Consider the following 21637-nt stretch of genomic DNA (forward strand, 5'->3'; position numbering starts at 1 on the left):
AAGCCCGAATTTCAATAATTCGGGCTTTTTTTATCTAAAATCGATAAGAAATAATTCCTTTTAAAAAGAACGGTGTTCCCGGTGTAAAATGAATTTCTTCTACCGGTTGGGTTTCAGAAGCTAAACGCGTAGTTGTTGCAAATTGAGTTTCATTCCAATCGGTATCAAAAATATTCTGTATCGAAAGTCCAAAATCAAAATGATTCCAACGATAGCCTGCGTTAAAATCGAAAACTGTATAGCCTTCAGCAGTGATAGAATTGTCTTCATTTGCTGGACGGGAATTCATGTGTCTTGCATGTAAACCACCGTAAACTCCTGAAGGATGGATAATGTTTATTCCCGAAGTTAACGTAAAATCTGGCGCTAGCGGAATATAATCTTCCCCGTCTGGTTCGTCTTTGGATCTTGCTAATGTTCCATTAACATCAAGATCATAATTTAACCAATCAAATGGCTGATAGCGTAAACTAAAATCGAATCCTTTACGCACTGTTTTTCCGCTTGGTTCTACAACGGCTTCATCACCTACGTAAACAAATTCCTGCTCTAGATATAAATACCAAAGCGCAGTATTAAGAATTAATTTTGGAACAGGTTTCCATATAAATCCAAGATCACTACCGTAAGCTGCGGGTAAAATTTCGTTTCCTTCACGCTGAACTACAACTCGAGTATCGTTGGAATGGAAACTTTTCCCTGATTTTAAGTAAAGCTGAACATTGTCTTTAAGGTTATATAAAATATTCAGTTTTGGACTTAAAGCGGTTTTATTTTCAGCATTATTTGTGTATTGCTGAATGAGCCCATCTTCATAAACAAACTTGAAGTAATCTAATCGTAAACCTGGGTTTAGTGTCCAATTTCCGAAGTGAAAATTGGCATTGGCAAAAACCGAATAATTTGTCTCGTTAATATCTCCGAAACTCAAAGAATCCAAAACTTCTGCCCTATTTACCGTATGCGACAACTCGTTATTTCGACTTTGATCGTTTCTAAGTGAAATTCCGGCTTCAAAATCGCCATTAAAATTATCAGTATAAAATTTATGATGATACGTATTCGTTACTCCATAAATCTCCCGCCTTTCTTTTTGTTTAATCTGATCTCCGTTTTCAGGATCATTCAGAAAAAAGGTAAAATTAGAAAATAAAAGAAAGTCATATTTTGAATAAAATAAAGTAGTAGAAAAGCCAGACTGATCGTCAATCTGATATTCGTTATTTAAAATGATATTTGTTCGGCTGGTTTCTCCACCTTCTGTATCATCAATAGCGCCAAATCTGGAAATTAAACCCGATTCCACTACGCGCTGCGGAATTTGCCCGGAAGCATCCCATTCACTCGTAAAATAAGAAACGATCGCTTTAAATCTATTTTTAGCTGAAAGTTGACCAACATACTTACCCATTAGATTAATTCGGCTAAATAACTGCGGACTATCAAACGGGCCATCTGTTGCCAGATATTCTGAAGCGATATAGGCCGATTCTTTTTTAGAATCTAAAACTTTAAACATTCCTACTAAACGTTGGGTATTAAATTGCCCAATTTCAGCCTTTATTACATTGTCGTCTAAACGATCTTTAGTTTCAAAAGAGACAAAACCTGCAGTAGAAAAATTTCCTTTATTAGCTGCATAAGGACCCTTGCCAAAGTTAACACCATTTACCGTTTCTGGAATCAAAAAGTGAAGATCTGCATATCCTTGTCCGTGCGCATGAGAAACCAGATTTACAGGCATACCGTCTACACTTACATTAATATCGGTACCGTGATCGATATCAAATCCACGAAGAAAAATCTGTTCTGCTTTTCCCCCACCTGCATGCTGACCGATAAATAATCCCGGTACGTAGCGCAATAGATCCTGAGATGAATTTACTGGATTTACACGGGTATTTATTTCAGAAAAGATACTTAGAGCATTGATTTTTGGAGCAATAACTATTTCATCTATAAGATTCATCTTTGTTTGGAGCTTTATCGTATACGCTTCCGATCCATCTGCCTGTAAATATTGAGTAGCAAAACCAATATGATGAATTTTAATACTATCATTTTTTTTAGCTGAAATACCAAAGTTTCCCTGAGCATCGCTATGCGTGTGGTGGCCGCTTTTAAGATTTAGTATATAAGCTTCGGTAACAGCATTATTCTTGTCGTCAACAATTTTTCCTGAAATGGTATTTTGACTGAAAGCCACTAAAGAACATAAAAAAAACGCCACTAGGAGCGTGTAGAGTTTTAACATAAGAAGTAGATTTTCCAGCAAAAATAGGATATTCAGGCAATTCTTGAAGCTCACAGTTATAAAAAGTAACAGAATAATTATATTGCTATTTTTTCAAATAAATTATTGAATTTCATTCAATCTCAAGAAGATTAGAAACAAGTTTTTTAGAATCATAATCACTATGATAAAAAACAAAAGCTCTAAATATCGATTTAGAGCTTTTTTGATTTTGGATGAAGAGTGTCTTAGTTTTCTAATACTTCTAAAATCTTATTGAAAATCTCGTTATTCTCATACACTCCTCTAAAAATATCAGCGTATGGACCATAGGCAAATACAGGAACCATCGTTGCCGTATGATCGTGCGTGGTAAAATCGCCTTCAATTTCATGATTTTTAATATTTCCCTGCGGAATGCTAAAACCGGAAGTTTCGTGATCGGCCGTAATAATCACTAAAGTGGCCGGATTTTTATCTGCAAACTGAATCGCTTTAGTGATAGCTTTATCAAAATCGATCCCCTCTGTTACAATTCCGTTTGTCATATTAAAATGACCAAATTTATCAATCTGAGCAGCTTCAACCATCATAAAAAATGGCTTTTCAGAATTTAAAAAAGTTAATGCATTTTCTACGGTTTTTGGTAATAGATCTTTTCTACCGTCTAGTACAGAAGGCACACCGCCTTCCGCCATAAAATATCCTAATCGATCTGATTTGTTATCTGCAATATCTTCAAGATTAGCTGCTATTTCAAACGTATTTTGGTTAGAAAAATACTTAGCGCCTCCACCGGCAAAAAATGTTAATTTACTTTTTAATAAATCCTGAGCAATTTCAGCATTCATTCCGCGGTCTTTCTGATGTGCATAAAATGCAGATGGCGTTGCTCCGGTAATCTCATCTGTAGTAATAACGGCTGTATTAAATCCTTTATCATTTAAAACCTCCGTTAAATTTGGAATTTTATTTCCCGCGGTATTTACTCCAATAGCACGGTTATTGGTTTTTTCTCCGGTTGCCAATGCTGTTCCGGCAGCGGCAGAATCGGTTGTGAAATCGTCTGCTGAAGAAGTTTTTATAAAACCTATATTTTTTAATTGGGTAAGTGTAAGTTCCCCATTATTCGCTAAAACTGAAGAAGAAATTTGAGAAAGTCCGTTTCCATCCCCTATTAATAAAATTACATTTTTTACTGGCTCATGAGCGCCGTCATATTTAAAAGTAGGCTTGTACACTTCAGAAAATAATTCATTTTTATAAACACGATCTTTTAAAGAAAAAAGATAAGAAGCACATTTAAATGGCTCATCGGTATTAATATAATTAACACCTAATTTTTCAAAAGCTTTCCAAGCCGATTTCGAATCGGGTGTGCCCCAAAATCGGAAAGGTTTATTAAAACTATGCGCTTTTTCAATAACAGCAGTTACTTTTTGTAAATCTTCATGAGTAAATCTGCCTTTACCATTCCAAACTGCATATTTTTTATAATCTACACTAATCATAGCCACTCGATCCCATTGTTCTGCCGTAAGTGGTTCTAGTTTTTGATAATCAAAAGCAATAAAATCGGGGTAATTTTTATAGTCTGATGGAAGCGGTTCATTCCCTGAAATTACAATCGAAATTTGTTGATTTTCGATTATCTCAGGATATTTTTTTATGGTTGCCACGATCTTTTTTAAAGTTGAAGTGGCTTCTGTTTTAACATCAATCATTAATTGAATTGATTGATTTTTGATCATAGAAAGCGCTAATCCTTCACTAATAGGTTTTAGATATAGACTTTCTAAAGTTCTTTCTTCATTAATTTCATTTTCAAAATGAGCTACAAAAAGTTTTCCGCCTCTCAAAAAAACATCGGCTTCGATCGAACTGGCTCCTGCGGCATAAGCCGTCCAGAACGGTACTTTTTGCTCATAATCATTATGAGAATGAATTTTGTAATCTTGTTGTGCGTTTACTAAAGTTGTACAAAATAACACGCATATTAAAAATATTTTTTTCATAACAAATTTTAAAAAGGAAAGATGCTGTGTAGGGTACAGCATCTCTCTACTAAACAAACTAAACTCAAACTAACACCTTACCATCCAATATTTTGAGGAATATCTGCTCCTTCGATTACCGTTGTAGGCAATGGCCAAACATTCATATAAGAGGGATCGTAATTTCTGGCACTCCAAACTTCCTGAATAGTATAATCGGAATCTGGATTCGTTCTGTCACTATGGATTCGCCCATGTAGCGGCTTGCTGTACACTTCTTCTGCATCTCCCCATCTCACTAAATCGAAATGACGATTTGCAAATTCTCCTGCCAATTCTACGCGGCGTTCGTGTTTTAAATCTTCTAAAGTGGCTTCAGATATAGGATCTAAGCCCGCACGATCTCTAACTTTATTAAGCGGCTCATCACCATCTAAACCTTGCATAATTAAAGCTTCAGATTTCATTAAAAGTACTTCAGCATATCGCATTAAAGGCACGTTATAAACTGTAGTTGGATCGTCTCCATTACTATTAATATCAGTTCCTATAGGAGATTCATTTTTGAACTCATACATGTATTTATTAAATTGAAAACCAGATAAAGAATTTTCAGAATAATACTTTCGGGTTTCGCCAAAATACTCAAATTCGTCTCCGTATTTTAAAATAGTCACTTCTCTTCGGGCATCACCTTCTTCATAAGCTTCATATAATTCTTCTGTTGGCTGGTAATACCCCCAACCATTATACTTACTCCATCCTTTATTCTCTAGCATTACACCTGGTAGAATACTTCCTGCATTTACTCCAGAGTTTACTGACCAAATGTATTCGCTTGTCCAGTTATTTAAATGACTATGTAATAATCGATAATCTTCAGAAGGATTATCGGTATCAATTAAGGCTCTTCCTGATCCTGAGTTTATTACTTTATCTGCATAGGTAACAACATCGGCATATTTACTTTCATCGTATTGCGCCCAGTATAAATAGGTTTTTGCAATATAGGCATTTGCAGCGTCTTTATGTGGCCGCCCATAATCTGCACCAGACATTTCTGTGAAAAGAGGTAATAATTGTGCAGCAGCATCAAGATCGTTTACAATTTGTTCGTAATTCTCTCTTACACTTGAAGGACGTTCATAGCTTCCTGCTGGAGCTTCCATATTATCTACAGTAATAATTGGTATTCCGCCATTTTCGCCGTCATCTCCATAACTATGCGCTAACCAGAAGTAGAAAAAACCACGCATAAAATACGCTTCTCCCATAGCCTGATTTTTTACATCCTCGCTGACATCCATTTCTGGAATATTTTTTAAAATATCGTTGGCTCTACGGATTACTTTGAAAGCTCTAGGATACATATTAGCCGTATAACCTTCATCCCCGGTACAAACAAAGTTTTTCACATTATCTGCATCTGCTTTAATACGACCGGTAATCATGTCGTCAGAAGCATTAATGTACCAAAAGAATCCTCGCCCAAACATTTCTGAAGTTCTCATTTCTTCATACATTCCGTTTACAGCTAATTGCACATCATCTGCGGTTTTCCAGAAATTACCGTAAGAAACGCTTCCTTTGGAGTTTACATCGGTAAAATCATCAGAACACGAAGTAAATACCAATGCCGTTATAGCAGTAATCGCTATCGTTTTAAGTTTTATATATTTTATCATGATTTTCTTTTTTGTTTGTACATTAAAATGATAAGGATAAACCAACTACATACTTGGAAGACAATGGATACCTACCTACATCCAAACCATTGTTTCCTACTTCAGGATCCATCCCTTCATAATCAGTAATGGTAAATACATTATCGGCTGAAGCGTAAATACGTAATGAAGAACCTTCAAAAATACTTTCCATCGTGTGTCGAGGTAACGTATAACCTAATGTGATGTTTTTTAAACGTAAATAAGAAGCATTTTCTAAATACCAAGTAGAGTTAGTACCGAAGTTAGCATTATCATCACTTGTAGCTAATCTTGGAATATCTGTTCCGGTATTTTCTGGTGTCCATGCATTTAACACACGATTATCAAGATTGTAACCTTGTAAAGAAGCGTTATAAGTAGAATACTTATAAGCATTAAAAGCTTTAGCTCCTGAGACTCCCTGGAATAATGCATTTAAATCCCAGTTTTGGTAATTTAAATTTAATCCAAAACTATAGGTGAAATCTGGCAGATAGCTACCTACAAATTTACGGTCTCCACTATCGATTTTACCATCACCATTAGTATCTTCAAATTTAAAATCTCCGGGTTTTGCATTAGGCTGTATTAAGTCGCCGTTACTGTTAGTATATGCATTAATTTCATCCTGAGATTGAAATATTCCGGTTTGCGGTACCAAAAAGTAAGAATATAAATTCTCTCCTACTGCAGATCTAAAAGGTCTTAAAACCCCTCTTACATCATCGCTATTCTGAATAAAATCGATACCTGCTTCATTATAACCGTTTAAATTGATTAACTCATTATCAATTTGACTTACATTACCGAAGATGTTATAACTAAAATCATTAATCTTTTCTTTATAAGAAACCGATAGCTCCCATCCGGTATTTTTCACTTCACCACCATTTACATCGGGGGCTTCAAAACCTTGATGTGCATCAGCTAAACCAGGAATAATCATTCCTTTAGTTTTCTTTGAAAAATAATCTGCGGTAATGCTTAGTTTATTTTTGAATAGACTTGCATCCAAACCTATATCAAAAGATTCTGAAGTTTCCCATTTCAAATTTGAATTTGATTGACGGCCTAAATACAAACCATTTGCATCATAAGCACCTTGCTCGCCCATAACGGCTAAGCTAGTTTGCATGGGAACATCAAAAGAGTAGTAACCTACGGTATTGATATTTCCTATCTGCCCCCAAGAAGCTCTTAATTTCAAATCGCTTAAACTGTAAATATCTTCAATAGCCGGTAAATTTGATAAACGAACCGCTCCTGAAATCGATGGGAAATAATCTGATTTATTATCTGAAGCCAATCTGGAAGTTTCATCTCTACGAATACTTGCCGATAAATAATACGTACGGTCGTAATTATACATAGCTCTACCAATGGCTGAAGTTAATACATCTTCATAAACATCAGTTTGTGCAGGTTGCAGTGAAGTGGCATTTCCCATATAATGGTTAAACTCACCTTCGCTAGCAAAACCTCTTCCTTCCTGATAATAATACTCATAATCGGTATGCTGAGAAGAGTATATAGCGGTAAGATCTAAATTATGCTTACCGAACGATTTTTTATAGTTCAATTGATTATCCCAAATCCATCGATTTTCATCAGAATAACTCTGGTATAAATAATTTTGAGCATCAGATCTTCCAATTTCCGGAACTCTAGGCTGAAAGCGCTTACTTTTAGTATCGGTTAAAGCATAAGAGTAATTGGTTTTAAAAGTTAAGCCCTCAAGAATGTCATAGTTTAAATACACATTCGCATTTAGATAATTTACGGGATTGCTAATCGTAGGACGTTTTAATAAAGCTACCGGATTATAAACATCACCATAAGCTCCACCAAAATCTGATAGACTTTGCGGTACTACACCTTGGTAAGTTCCGTCTTCGTTATAAACAGAAGCTGCTGCCGGCATATAAATAGCATTGATGATTGCTCCTGAATATCCGTTGGAAGTATTGGTTCCAACCGCTTCAGATTTTGAGAAATATACATTTTCACCAATAGTGATTTTATCATTAAAATCGTAATCAGATTTCACCCTAAAAGAATAACGATCTTTACTAGTACCTACTAATACACCATCTACCTTGTTATATCCGAAAGAGGTTAAATAGCTTCCTTTTTCAGAAGCTCCACTAATATTAGCATTCAGATTATATATGGAAGCATCTCTAAAAATTTCATCCATCCAATCTGTACGAGTTACCGCACCCCATGGATTCTGATCTGGATTATGAGCAGATACTCTGGAAGCTCCTGCATTATCTGCAGCGGTGTTATACACAAAATTGTTTTCCTCTGCATTTAGCGGAGTGGGTAAATTATTTGCTGATTGGAAACCTGCGTAAGCATCAAGATTTACACGCATTTTCCCAACTTTACCTTTTTTAGTTTGAATAACTATTACTCCTGAAGCTGCTTGTGCACCATAAATAGCAGCAGAAGCGGCATCTTTCAAAACACTTACAGATTCAATATCATTAGGATTAATTGGAGGGCCGTAATAAGGTACCCCATCTACAACAGTTAATGGAGATTGTCCATTTAATGTTCCTAAACCACGAATGGTGATATTAGAAGAAGAGGAAGGATCCCCTCCATCCTGAGCAACTGTTACACCAGGTAAATTTCCTTGTAAGAAATCTGAGAAATTTGAAACCGGGCGGCTTTCTAAACTTTCCATATTTCCTACAGAAGCAACTGCTGAGGTAAGGTCTCGTTTCTCTGAAGAACCATAACCAATAAGTACAATTTCATCTAAAGCATCAACAGATTCTTCTAAAACAATCTCTAAAGACTCATTTCCGCTGTAATTCTTGGTTTGGGATTTAAAGCCTATATAACTAGAGGTGATAGTTCCATTTTCCTTATTAACTTCCAGGATAAAGTTACCATCAAAATCGGTAACAGTTCCGTTACCACTATTATTATTCGCAACAATTGTAACCCCAGGAAGTGGCATCCCGTCCGATTTTGAGACTACCGTTCCCTTTAGCGTGTACTGCGCCATGACGCCCGACACGCAAAAAATGCTAAAAAGCACAAACAAATAGTAATTTTTCATGTTCTTTAAAAAGTTTAAGATTTTGGGCGAATGTAGGTTCAGAGAAGAATTCAATACTGCACTTTTGTTCCAAAAAAGTGTAATATTGATGCGAAATTGGTGTTATTTGGGCTTAAAATTCGCAGTTTAGTTACAGTAATATTGGCGTAACATTGGGCTAATCTAGCAGTAATCTTAGATTGTTTTTTGGAACTGTTTTTTATAGCGCTTCGGACTTTCACCAAAGTGTTTTTTAAACATTCTACTGAAGTATTTGGGATCGTTAAAGCCGCATTCAAAACCTATTTCGCTAATATTTAGGTTTCCGGTAAGTAATAAATGCTCTGCTTTTTGTAATCGCAGGTTTATAATAACATCAGATGGAGATTGATTTAAAATTTCTTTAAAAACCCTATATACTTTAGTTCTGGATATTTCTAAACGCTTAAAAAGTCGATCTACATTAAATTGAGGGTTATCCAGTTCTTCTTCAATAATCTGTAATGCTTTTTTTACCGTTTTTTCATGTGGATTTAAAACCACATCATCACGATCCAGTTTCTCGTTTATTCGATCTATTTTGGTAGAATACGCTTGCTTTTGCGTATTGGTAATCATTGCAATCTTTTTATTCAACAAATCGGGACTTATCGGTAAATTTGCAATAGCGTTTATTCCGTTTTCAATTGCCCGTTCTTCCGTTGCCAGATTAATTGTTTCTGAAATATATAAACTTGGTATACGCTGAAATGAAGGTTGTTGTAACACTTGTTCAAAATCGCTCGAAAAAGCGGCATTATAAATAATAACAGCCGCTACATGAAATTGATGTACTGCAGATGTTAACCCGTGTAAATCATGTTCAAAAAGTAAATCGCTCTGGGTTATATTTAAAAGCTGATTTAAAAATGCACTATCCTCCTGCTCGCAATACACCAGTATATAGCTTTTATCTTCATCTTTTGCTTGCTGTAAGTGTTTATACTGAAGAATTCCAGAAGCTTCCGATTGATTTTTAACTGAAGTGACAGGAATCTGAATAGTAATCTCCAAGTTTTCAGAAAATATAACTTCAATCCTACCACAAAGTTCTTTCAGCAATAATTGAAATGCTTTGTAATACGGACTAAAATTCGTGATATTTTGCCACTCTTTTTGAAGAAGCCCACTCGAGGCCTTTAATTCTATACATACATTATCTGAATGCAAACTGGTTTTAAAATCACATTTTTCATTATTTCCAGAGTATTTAAAAATTTCCAGAATAAGATATCTTAGCAATAATTTAAAACGTAATACATCTAAGCTGACTAAATTTTCCTCGGAAAACTTAAAAAATTGACAATTTGTTTCCGTATTATATTGATTAGCGCCTATTTGCTGATAAATTTTAGTGATAAGAGATTCAAAATCAATCTGTACGGCAACACTTTCTCCCAATTCTGATATCTGATCGAGATAATCCCATTCTGAAATTTCTTCGATAAGCTTGGTTACTTCTCTTTCGACAGTTTCCGTATCATTTTTTTCAGTATTTAAAAGCGCTGCTATTTTATTCAATTTCGATTTAAAATCTGATAAAAAGAACGTCTGGAATTTTTCAACTTCAAAATCTTTATTTTTTACATCTCGATGTAAGTTTAGAAGTTTTTCTTTTTGCTTGGCAATTTCAATATTCTTTTGCTCTAAATTTTTATTTGCATCCTGTAATTCTTTCTTCTGAGAAGCTATAACCGCAGTACGTTCTTCAATATTTTTCTCTAACTGGTATCTTATTTTTTTCGCGATTCTATTTCTTCTCACAAAAAAACCAATTCCTATTAAAACAAATAATGCCAAGCAAAGTGTATAAAACCAAAATGTTTGATAAAAAGGTTTTTTGATATGAAGCTGAAAATATTGTGTTGCCTGATCTTTATTTGTATTATTCGAAATTTTAAAACTGTAATCTCCAGGTGCTAAATTTTTATAGCTAATTTCTGAATTATTAAAATACTGCCAATCTTTATCGATTCCTTCTAATTTGTACCAAACACTCCTCTTTGGCAAACCTGTATAAGTAACGGGAGTTATTGAAATAGAAATCGAATTATCCTGGTAGTCTTTAGTGAAGTTTTTACTGAAGTTTTCTTTACCATCTAGCTTAAGAAAAAAATTAATCGGCTTTTGTGTAAAATGATAAGCATCTGGCTGAAAAAAACTGAGTCCGTTAATTCCTCCAAAAAACAAGGTTCCTTTCGCATCCTGAAAAGAAGCACCCTCAGAAAATTCTTGTGCCTGCCAGCCTTGTTCTTTTGGTAACTGCGTAATGGCATAATTTTTTTTATCAATAAACGCTATACCCTTGGTTGTACTTATCCAAACCTCATTTTCATTTGGCAACAAACTATACACCATATGGCTTGGCAATCCGTCGGCTTCGGTTAGATTTTTAATAATTCCCTGCGATTTCTTATAAATGCTAATTCCGCCTAAACTTGCTATCCACAATTCATCGCTAAAAGAATCCTGGTATAAACTGTATATGCTATTTCCCAGAAGACCATTTTCTGTATCAATAGTTTTTAAAATTCCTTTTGCTGTTGAAAATAATACGACACCATTATGGGCTGTAGCTAAAACCAAGGTATCTTCAATTTTAATTAGTTCTCGAACATGAAAAGATGCTAATTCCTCTTGATGATCAAATGCTTCAAAACGATCTAATTTTCTATTATATTTTGCAACTCCACCCCAACACGCAATCCACAAATCATTAGCATCTTCAAAGAAAGAATAGTTTCTATTGGCGGGAAAGTTTTCAAAATCTTCAGCAGTGATAAGCGAATATTTTTTGTTTTCAATCTTAATAATCCCGGCATAAGTTCCTACCCAAATAATTCCTTCAGAATCTGTAAATAAACTCCGAATTCTATTCCAATCTGAATTCATTAAAGATTCTTCAATCGAAAAAGGGATATAGCAGTTTGTTTTTTTACTGAAATAATACAATCCATGGTTATAATAACCCAACCAAACTGCTCCGGATTGATCTTTTGTAATTCCCCGAATAGTTTCGTTGGGTAAATGCGGAAAGCTTTTTGGATGCGGAGTAACTGTGGTAATTTGCTGAGCTTCCCGATATGTCATACTTACCCCGCCATCTTTATGAGCAAGCCAAATATTACCAAAATCATCTTCATAAAGCTTTTCAATTTCGTTACTGGTAAAACTGTAAGGCGAATAAGGATCGTATGTGTATTGTATTATCTCTTGATTGTTGAGATTCTGGGGAGTATTAGCTATAAAAAACAATCCGTTTTTACGCGAAGCATACCAGATATTTCCTTCCCTATCTTTTAATACATCGTTTATTATAACATCAGGAAACTGATCTTTTAAAAGTTTCTGAAGAGGGCCGTAGTTTTCTTCTTTCAATATCTCGGCTGCTGAAATTTCCTGAAAATGATCGCTCTTATAAGAAAAGTAACTATTGGAAGTTTTTACGGCTATTTCTCCAGATTTAGTTAACCGAAAAGTTTCTGGTTCCCAACTTAATTTGAAGTTTTTAAAAACTCCGTCTCCCTGATAATACGATATGGTATTATTATCATTTAATATCCAAATACGTCCATTTCTATCTTTTTTAAAGGCACGAATCTCATTTCCGGCAATACTGGTAGAATCTCGAAATTGATGCTTAAAAACCTGAATCTGATTTCCATCGTAAACATTTAAACCATCCCAGGTCGCAATCCACAGCCGGCCATCTTGATCGCTAATAATATCATTTACAGAGTTATTTGATAAACCTTCGTTGGTAGTTAGGGTTTTAAACTTCATTTGCTGCGAAAACACGCTAGTGCAGAAAAACGCAAATATTAAAGCAACTATTGTAGGGAAATTATGCTTCATCATAGCGCGCGAAACTAGCTATTAATGCAGATTTCCTTATTACCTCTTTATTAAGCATTGATTGGAAACATTAAGAAATAGCTAAAATTATAGATTTTAGTTATTTCTTTTTTCTTAAAGATTCCAACGCTCATCAAATAAAAAAGAAAGGCGCTAACCACTCAAGATTAACGCCTTTTTTTAAAGGAGATGCTACTTAATCTTCGTATTCCTTTTCTTTCTTTTCGTAATACTTTTTTAAGGTATAAAAAGCTTTTTTCTTATTTCCCTGATTGTCTATTAAACCTTTACGGTTCCAGCCTTCCTGAAATTTAGGATTATTGCGCTTTGGAGATCTAAAATCTACCAGTATCCAGGGGGATAATCCCATAAAATTATCTGGCATCTGCTCCATCATCTTTAGAGTTTCTTCAAAATACCATTCCTGAAATTCTTCACTCCATCGCGTTTCTTTGTCAGCATGAAATCCGCCTTTTGCTCCTGCCCCGGTTTCGCTGAAAAATAAGGGCTTTTTATAAGCCGTTTCCCATTTTGATTTTACTTTGGCGTGAGGTAAATCACCATACCAGCCCAAATATTCATTTACCGAAACAATATCGGTATACTCTCCAAGCGGATCGTCGATATAGTTTTTACCTCGATTATAGCCAACTTCCAAAGCTGCTGAAATTAATCTTGTATTATCCTTTTCTTTAGCGTGCATCACCAAACTTTTCATAAACCTGGTTCGGGCTTCACTAACAGGGGTTTCATTACCCACCGACCAGATTATTACAGATGCTCTGTTTTGATCTCTAATGATCATTTCATCTAATTGCTTCTTAGCTTTTTCTAAAACTTCATTATTTTTAAAATCAATTGTCCAGTACACCGGTATTTCACTCCACACTAAAATTCCTAATGAATCTGCAGCTCTCGTCATATATTCGTTATGCGGGTAATGCGCTAATCGAACCATATTCGCATTTAAGTCTTTAACCCAACCAAATAATTTACTGGCATCATCTTTAGTGTTTGCTCTGCGAACTTCAGGAGCAAATTCTTCATGCAAACTTATGCCGCGCATAAAAATCTCTTTTCCGTTAAGCAAAACATCTTTACCGGAAACTTCAACTTTTCTAAACCCGATCTGATCGGTCAACGTTGTTTCTCCCAAAGTAAATTCAACTTCGTAAAGCTTTGGATTTTCAGGCGACCATAATTCAATTTTTTTGGCATCAAAATTAAAAGTTGCTTCAGAACCAACAATATCGACTTTTTTCTTTAGGCCGATTTCAGGAATTTCAATAGTAACTTTTTCTTCGGAAGAAGTATTAGGGCCATTCAATTTAAAATACCCTGAAATATTAAACTTCTTGCGCTTTATAGATTTTTCAATATCCTGTGACTGATCTAAATGCAAAGCATATTGCTGAATAAAATTCTGTGGTGTTATAATTAATTTTACATCCCGTGTAATTCCGCCATAATTCCACCAATCGGTATTTAAGGTAGGAACTTCATCGGCATAACGCTTATTATCCACCTTAACGACTAGAAAGTTCCCCGATTTTTGAAGCATTTCTTGGGGAATTTCAAAATTGAAAGGCGTAAAGCCGCCCTTATGCATTCCTAATTTCTTTCCGTTTAAATATACATGAACTTCGTAGTTAACTGCACCAAAATATAGAAAAACACGTTCCTCTTTATCCAATTCTGGTTTATCAAATTCTCGTTGGTACCAAACCGATCCTTCGTAATATTTAAAAACATCATCCTTAGAATTCCAATCTCCCGGCACTTCTAGCGTATAATCGTCGCTATATTCATGTTCTTTTCTATCTGTTTTTTTATGAGGGTTGGGATTATTCCAATAGGCTTCGGGATCTTTTTCACCTTTTTCTTTATACCTGTAGTTGTAAAAACCAGTCTCGTAAGGATCAATAAGGTAATGCCATGTTCCGTTTAAGGAAACCTGCTTTCTATTTTGCGTGTTTATAATCAAATTCTCTTGTGCAAATCCAGACAGAGAACCGAAAAATAGTATAACTGCTATAAGAAATCTTCTAAAAATCATCAGCGTAATATTAAAATGATAGTTTATAGTTATAACCTGAACTCTATGGTTATCTTAATAAATGTAAATAATACGCTTTATAAATAAAAGAAAATCAATAACTTTTATCGTAATAATTATTTATATCATAAAAAAAACCGCTGAAATTTACTTCAGCGGTTTTTGTATTTTCATTGCTTTTTCAATTAAGCAAGAAATTTGTCTAAGGCTTCGCTTATTGTGTGATCGCCTTTACTCATTTCTATAATTTTACCTTTTGATTTTGGATTTTGCAATACGGCCAAAACAGTTTCTGCTACTGCCTGGCGTGGAATTTCAGAATTGACTTCATCGGGATTTTCAGACATCATTATTTTGCCAGCTACATCATCAACGGTTAAAAGAACTGGGCGCAAAATTGTGTAATCTAAAGAACTTCTTTTTAGCTCTAAATCTGCATAGTGTTTTGCGGTGTAATAGGTTTTCATTCCGTCTACTTTACCCCAATATGAACGATCATCTGTATGTGAAGCACTTACCATTACAAATCGTTTTACTCCTTGCTTTTCAGCTTGATTAATAGATTTGATAGCGCCATCTAAATCTATTTCAATAGTTTTATCGTCACCGGTATTACCTCCAGATCCGGCTGAGAAAACCACCGCATCATAATTCTTAATTACATTTCCTATAGCTTCAGGTGTATTTTCTAAACTTTCTACTACTGTGGCCACTCCCATTTCTTGAAAAAGTGGCTTTTGCTCTTCTTTTCTAATAAATGCAGTTGGTTCAAAATCTTCAGAAGCACTCATTGCTTTAGAAATTCGTTGACCAACTTTTCCGTGAGCTCCAATAATTAAAACTTTCATATCAATTTTTCTTTTTTGTTTATTTTCAATGTAATTTTTCTTGCAGGATTTTTGACTTAAAATTCTATTAAAACTGAGTTTAGCTAAATTTATAGATTGATTTTAGCATGCAACTCAATTTCTATAGGCAATAAAACAAAAGATGAAGATGTAATCCAGTAAAAATTTTATACGGTAGCGTTAATTATTATTTTTCATATATCCTGCTGATTATGAATAGAATATTTTCAAGAAGCTTAATAACTTGATAAATATTGCATTGGTAGGAGCTTCAGTTATGCTACTACTTATCGTATACATTTTTGGAGAACGCCTGGGTATTTTTGAAGCGATTTTCAGCAAATCTATTCACCCCTTACAATTATTATTTCTTTCAAGGTTTTTGGTTTATAAAAGATCGGTGAGTTGGAATAAGGCAGGAATGAATATTAGGCTGAATTGGTTCTAAGAAATATGTCTCTCATTTTCAAAAATTTCATCATTAGAGTTCAATAATGACACGCTGGAGATTCTAAAAACAAATGACAAAACCTATCAAATTGATTTAGCAAACATTCAGCCAAAAGACCACAAAAACTAATAAAAATTTTTAAGCAATACATACCGAACAATAAATTAAAAATTGCTTATACCTAAAACACTTTTTATAATTTAGATGTAGAAAGTGTTTGCAAATTATTGTTAGGTATTGAAAAATAGTTTATTATAAATTCCTAGCTAGCTCAAAAAAGTTCTTCTCACTCATCTTTAAACTAAAAAATATTTATATATTTATATCGTGTACGATTTAATCTTAAAAGATTTAAACAAATGAAAACTTCGATATTTCAAAATATTATGCGGGTGGTTCTTGGCGTAATGATGACACTGGCAGGTATTGGACACCTTACCTTTCAACGAGGGGAATTCCAGGCACAGGTACCACGATGGTTACCAAGCTCACCAGAATTTATGGATTTTGTGGTAATTGCATCTGGTGTCGTGGAAATTTCGCTAGGCTTATGTCTTATCTTTTGGGTTAGTAAAAAAGTTAAGATTGGATTATTTTTAGCGATTTTTTATATTCTAATTTTCCCGGGAAACATTTCACAGTATACCAATGGAATCGATGCTTTTGGTTTAGACACCGATCAAAAAAGATTAATCCGATTATTCTTTCAGCCTGTATTAATTTTATGGGCGCTATGGTCTACAGGTGCTTTAAAATATTTGTTGAAAAAGAAAAATTCTTAGCACCGAATATCATAAAACTAAAAAACCACCTCAGAAGGTGGTTTTTTTATTTCAATTTGTAATAAAGATTAAGCTTCACAGCTTGAACAATTCACGATATTCGATACAAATTCTTTAGATACACTTTGGCTTCTTTGATAATATAAAGTTTTTACTCCTAACTTCCAGGCCTCGATCATTAACTGGTTTACATCTCTTACTGGAACTCCTGCCGGAATATTTAGATTTAAACTCTGTGCTTGATCGATAAATTTTTGTCTTACCGATGCCTGCTGGATAATCTCTAACTGACTAATCTCTTTAAAGGTTTTAAAGATATCTTTCTCTTCCTGAGTTAACGTTTCCAGGTGTTGAACACTACCATGATTTAGCATGATGCTTCTCCAGGTATCTTCGTTATCCAAACCTTTTTCTTCCAACAATTGCTTCAGGTATTTATTCTTACGCATGAAATTACCTTTGGCAAGTCCTGCTTTATAGTAATTGCTACTGAAAGGTTCTATTCCCGGTGATGTTTGCCCTAAAATTGCCGAAGATGAAGTGGTTGGCGCAATAGCCATCAAGGTAGTATTTCTTAAACCATAGCCTTTAAGTATCTCTGACTCCCCATAAATCGTGGCTAATTCTCTACTTGCCTTAGTTGCCTTTGCACTAATATCTTCAAAGATTTGGTGCGTTAAACCTTTTGCTCGCATTCCTTCAAAAGGAATTCTATTTTTCTGTAAGTACGAATGCCATCCCATCGCTCCTAATCCAAGCGCACGGTGATTTTTCGCGAATCTGTTCGCTGATGCTAAATAATGATTTCCTTCAGTTTTGGCGATAAATTCCTGAAGTACTCCGTCTAAGAAATAGATCGCTAACTTAACCGCTTCAGTATCTTTCCACTCATCGTAAAGCTCTAGGTTCATCGAAGATAAGCAGCAGATGAATGATTCGTCTTCTGTAGAAGGTAAAGCAATTTCAGAACAAAGATTACTAGAATGGATCGTTCTGTTTTTATCTTTATAAACCTGTGGCTTAAATCGGTTAATATTGTCTTTAAATAAAATATATGGTAAACCTTTTTGCTGGCGACTTTCTAAAACTTTAGCCCAGATTTCCCGTTTATCAGAGTCGCCTTCGATCATCTCCTGCATCCAGTAATCTGGCACGCAAACGCCATAAAATAAATTCTGAATAGGATTACCAATATTCTTAATTTCAAGAAACTCTTTAATATCTGGATGGTCTATATCCAAATAAGCAGCAAAAGCGCCACGACGCACACCACCCTGAGAAATAGTATCCATAGCAGTGTCAAAAAGTTTCATAAAACTTGTTGCTCCACTACTCTTCCCATTATCAGTAACAGCACTTCCACGACCACGTAACTCGCCAAAATATCCAGAAGTTCCTCCTCCAATTTTGGTTTGCATAATCACCTCTCCAAGCTTATGGGTAATCCCTTCAATATTATCTGGAACGTAAACATTAAAACAAGAAATTGGTAGTCCACGCTCGGTACCCATATTAGCCCAAATTGGTGAACTTAAACTCATCCAACCACGCTCGATCATTTCAATAAAAGCTTCAGCTAATTCAGGCTTATATAATCTTTTGGCCGATGCATTGGCGATACGTTCTATAGCCGATTTTACCGTTTCTCCTTTTAATAAATAACCTCGATTTAAAATTTGCTGACTTTCATCATTTAGCCACCAAAGTCTTTTGTTCTTTGGCTCGTCGGCAATTAAAGGCTGAGTTTCTACGTTCGTTGTCATGGGAGTTTCAGGAATTTAATTTGTAATCTTTATGTTAAAACAGGTCTGATGCAGTAATACTTTTATCGTGCTTGGTATAATCTACAGGGCGTCTAGCAAAGAAATCGTCTAAACTATTGGCAAAAACTTCTTCTTCAAACCAAAGCATTGGCTGATATTCTGCAGAAGAGATATTGTATAATTTTGGAAGTCCGATACTTTTTAAGCTATCATCTAAACGGAATTTCATAAAATCCATTAGATTCTTTTTATCGATATTTTCTAATTCTCCGTTTTCGAAAATCCAATCTAGAATCTCGCCTTCAACTTCAATAGAAGTTTTAACGATATTATTTAATTTCTGAATCATTTCTTCGTCGAAGTAATCTGGATATTCTTCACGAATTTGATTAATGATATAAATCCCGGCGTTGGCATGAATTTGCTCGTCTACTGAAGTCCATGCGATAATATTACTCACATTTTTCATAACGCCTTTAAAGCGGTTGAAAGAAAGTACGATGGCAAACTGACTAAACAGCGATACATTTTCGATTAAAATTGAAAACAATATTAATGAAGACACATATTCTCTAGGATCTTCTGCATTTGTATGTTCTAATGCTTCAGATAAATATTCAATTCTTTTTTTGATAGCAGGAACTTCTACAACTTTTGCAAACTCATTATTGTATCCCAGAACTTCCAAAAGTCTTGAATACGCCTGCGAATGTCTAAATTCACATTCAGCAAAAGTACTTCCTAATCCATTAAATTCTGGTTTTGGTAAATGCTTATATAGATCTCCCCAAAAGGATTTTACAGCAACTTCTATTTGCGCGATCGCCAACAAACTCTTCTTAACTACATCTTTTTCTCCTTCATTAAGATACGTGTGGAAATCCTGAATATCGCCAGTAAAATCGACTTCAGAATGTACCCAAAACGACTGATTAATAGCATCTGTAAAATCTAAAACTCCAGGATACTCGAAAGGCTTATAATTTAGCCGCTTATCAAAAATACTCATACTGCTGTTGTGTTAATAATGAAACAAAAAACAAATGCACAAACATCAATGGCTGGATTTAATTACAAATTCTATGAAATTTGCGAATACTGGTACCCTTAACCACTACTTTTATGCGAAAACAAAGATTATTACAACGAAGAAAGTGTTCTGGCTTATTAGCAATGCTAATTTGCAATACGTAAAGCTCATGGACTTCACATGATTCTCTTTAAAAAATTCAATAAAATTTCGTTCAATAATCTTAGATCAAAATTACAATCTAAGAAGGCATATTTTTGAAAAAATCTACTATACTTATTCACAATTTTGTGAACAATTCTGAAACTACTGATTTATAAAGTTTTACATTTTATTTCATAAAACACTGAAAAAGAACATTTTAATTTACAAGCCCATCTCAATTGTTTACAAAAAATGTAAACTTTTAAAATTAAAACACTGAAAACTAAAACACTGTAGTAGTTATAAAAAAAGGAGAGAATAATACAGATATACGCGCAAAGATAACAAAAGGAATGTATTAGTTAATCCCCTTTTTAGAAATAAAATTCAATAATTATTATTCTATTTTAATATGGGCAATTCTTCTGCTTCACTATTTAAATCTAGTTCTAAAATTTTTGCAATAGTTGGTGCAAACTGCGAAGTGAAATATTGCTCTTTACTTTTTAATTCTCCACGTGCTTTAATTTTAGATCCAAAAGCAATAATCCAGGTCTGATTAGCTCCAATAATTTCCTCACCGTGCCCTCGCCAGGTATCATTTTTACCAGTTCCGGTACCGCGACCATGATCTGTTGTGATCAAAATACTTGTTTTGTCTTTATAGTAAGGATCGATATTTACATATTCCCATATTTCTTGGATCATTTTATCTGTCCGGTTAGCAGATTTTAAATAATCGTCATAACGGCCATCATGCGCAAAATCGTCGGTTTCGCCATAAGCGATATACAAGAGGTCGGGTTTGTCGTGACGTAATGCTTCCATCGCATAATTATGGGTAAAAACATCAAATCTTACACCGCCCCAGCGTTTTGGTGTCTCCTGCTGAATTTTATCTAAAAACAAAGCTTTTTCTGAGGGATGTTTGGATAAAGAAGATCGATATCCTGCATTTACAGGAATACCACTCCGTTTTTCATTCAGGATAAACGGGAAAACATCCCAACTTCCAAATGCCATAACTTTTTGCTTAAAACGCCTGCTGTTATTTGCTATTTCTAAAATGGTTTTATTTGGATTATAATTTTTTTTGTTGCTATTGATACGCGCATCATCGGCTTTCCCAGTTAATATTTCATTATAACCAGGATACGAAAAAACCATAGTATTAGTTAAGTTTACTTTGTTATTTTCCCAACGGTTACCAAGAATTACACCTTTTTCTTCAACATGGCTCCAGAAAAATGGAAATAGTAATTTTCTTCTCTTCTGAGCCGTTTCAGCCCAAAAAAGATTATTCAAACCACCAATATGGTCTACAAATGCTTCATTATTTATAAATAGAGAATCAGCACCACCAAATAACTCCTGCCAGCGCAAACCATCCAAAGTGATAATAATAACCTTATCTTCCTGTTGCCCTCGGCAAAACTGCGTAAATAATAATAAGGCTAAGAATATAATTTTTAAACTTGTTTTCATAATCCATTTTGAGCGTAAAATTAATACGATAAAATGCTCTATATAATATCGTAGTTTAAGAAAACTATAATTTTTAAGATTAGATTATTTACTATCATTGCAAGCTTAAGGATATAAGATTATTAAAGAACTAAAAATTTTAATGGCATTTTAATCTCGATCCAAAGTATTTTTAATAGTTGCATTTTATATTCGCGTT

At 34.4% G+C, this 21637-nt stretch carries 11 protein-coding genes; 1 reads left to right on the plus strand and 10 read right to left on the minus strand.

Annotated features, from left to right (window positions below; translation table 11 throughout):
- Window positions 1–34: 34 nt before the first annotated feature.
- The 7 genes from PBT91_RS11995 to PBT91_RS12025 all read right to left on the minus strand — a co-directional run bounded on the left by PBT91_RS11995 (window position 35) and on the right by PBT91_RS12025 (window position 15783).
- Window positions 35–2254, minus strand: a complete 2220-nt coding sequence (locus PBT91_RS11995) for a TonB-dependent receptor (RefSeq protein WP_270058702.1) — start codon at window positions 2252–2254, stop codon at window positions 35–37.
- 227 nt (window positions 2255–2481) lie between these two features.
- Window positions 2482–4248 (minus strand): alkaline phosphatase, encoded by a 1767-nt coding sequence (locus PBT91_RS12000; RefSeq protein ID WP_270058703.1) that lies wholly within the window; start codon window positions 4246–4248, stop codon window positions 2482–2484.
- A gap of 77 nt (window positions 4249–4325) precedes the next feature.
- Complete coding sequence (locus PBT91_RS12005; protein WP_270058704.1) at window positions 4326–5912, minus strand: RagB/SusD family nutrient uptake outer membrane protein; 1587 nt, start codon at window positions 5910–5912, stop codon at window positions 4326–4328.
- 22 nt (window positions 5913–5934) lie between these two features.
- The gene (locus PBT91_RS12010) at window positions 5935–9006 is read right to left on the minus strand and encodes a SusC/RagA family TonB-linked outer membrane protein (protein WP_270058705.1); all 3072 of its coding nucleotides are present in this window, start codon (window positions 9004–9006) and stop codon (window positions 5935–5937) included.
- Between the two features lie 174 nt (window positions 9007–9180).
- Window positions 9181–12882: a two-component regulator propeller domain-containing protein gene (locus PBT91_RS12015; protein WP_270058706.1), complete on the minus strand. Its 3702-nt coding sequence runs from the start codon at window positions 12880–12882 to the stop codon at window positions 9181–9183.
- 193 nt (window positions 12883–13075) lie between these two features.
- Window positions 13076–14935, minus strand: coding sequence for a glycoside hydrolase family 2 protein (locus PBT91_RS12020; RefSeq protein WP_270058707.1), 1860 nt, complete (start codon window positions 14933–14935; stop codon window positions 13076–13078).
- 185 nt (window positions 14936–15120) lie between these two features.
- A complete protein-coding gene (locus tag PBT91_RS12025) occupies window positions 15121–15783 on the minus strand; it encodes an SDR family oxidoreductase (protein ID WP_270058708.1) in 663 nt (220 codons plus the stop codon).
- Window positions 15784–16593: 810 nt separating this feature from the next.
- On the opposite strand from PBT91_RS12025, the gene PBT91_RS12030 reads away from it, so the two are divergent.
- Window positions 16594–17016, plus strand: coding sequence for a DoxX family protein (locus tag PBT91_RS12030; protein WP_270058709.1), 423 nt, complete (start codon window positions 16594–16596; stop codon window positions 17014–17016).
- A gap of 68 nt (window positions 17017–17084) precedes the next feature.
- Here the strand turns inward: PBT91_RS12030 and PBT91_RS12035 are convergent, their stop codons facing one another.
- From PBT91_RS12035 to PBT91_RS12045, 3 genes are all read right to left on the minus strand, one after another.
- A complete protein-coding gene (locus tag PBT91_RS12035) occupies window positions 17085–18779 on the minus strand; it encodes a ribonucleoside-diphosphate reductase subunit alpha (protein ID WP_270058710.1) in 1695 nt (564 codons plus the stop codon).
- Between the two features lie 34 nt (window positions 18780–18813).
- Entirely contained in the window at window positions 18814–19788 is a 975-nt protein-coding gene (locus PBT91_RS12040) for a ribonucleotide-diphosphate reductase subunit beta (protein WP_270058711.1), read from the minus strand.
- A gap of 567 nt (window positions 19789–20355) precedes the next feature.
- Entirely contained in the window at window positions 20356–21438 is a 1083-nt protein-coding gene (locus PBT91_RS12045; protein WP_270058712.1) for an alkaline phosphatase family protein, read from the minus strand.
- Between the last annotated feature and the right edge of the window lie 199 nt (window positions 21439–21637).

The organism is Zunongwangia sp. HGR-M22 (genome assembly GCF_027594425.1).
In the GTDB taxonomy this organism is placed as follows: Bacteria; Bacteroidota; Bacteroidia; order Flavobacteriales; family Flavobacteriaceae; genus Zunongwangia.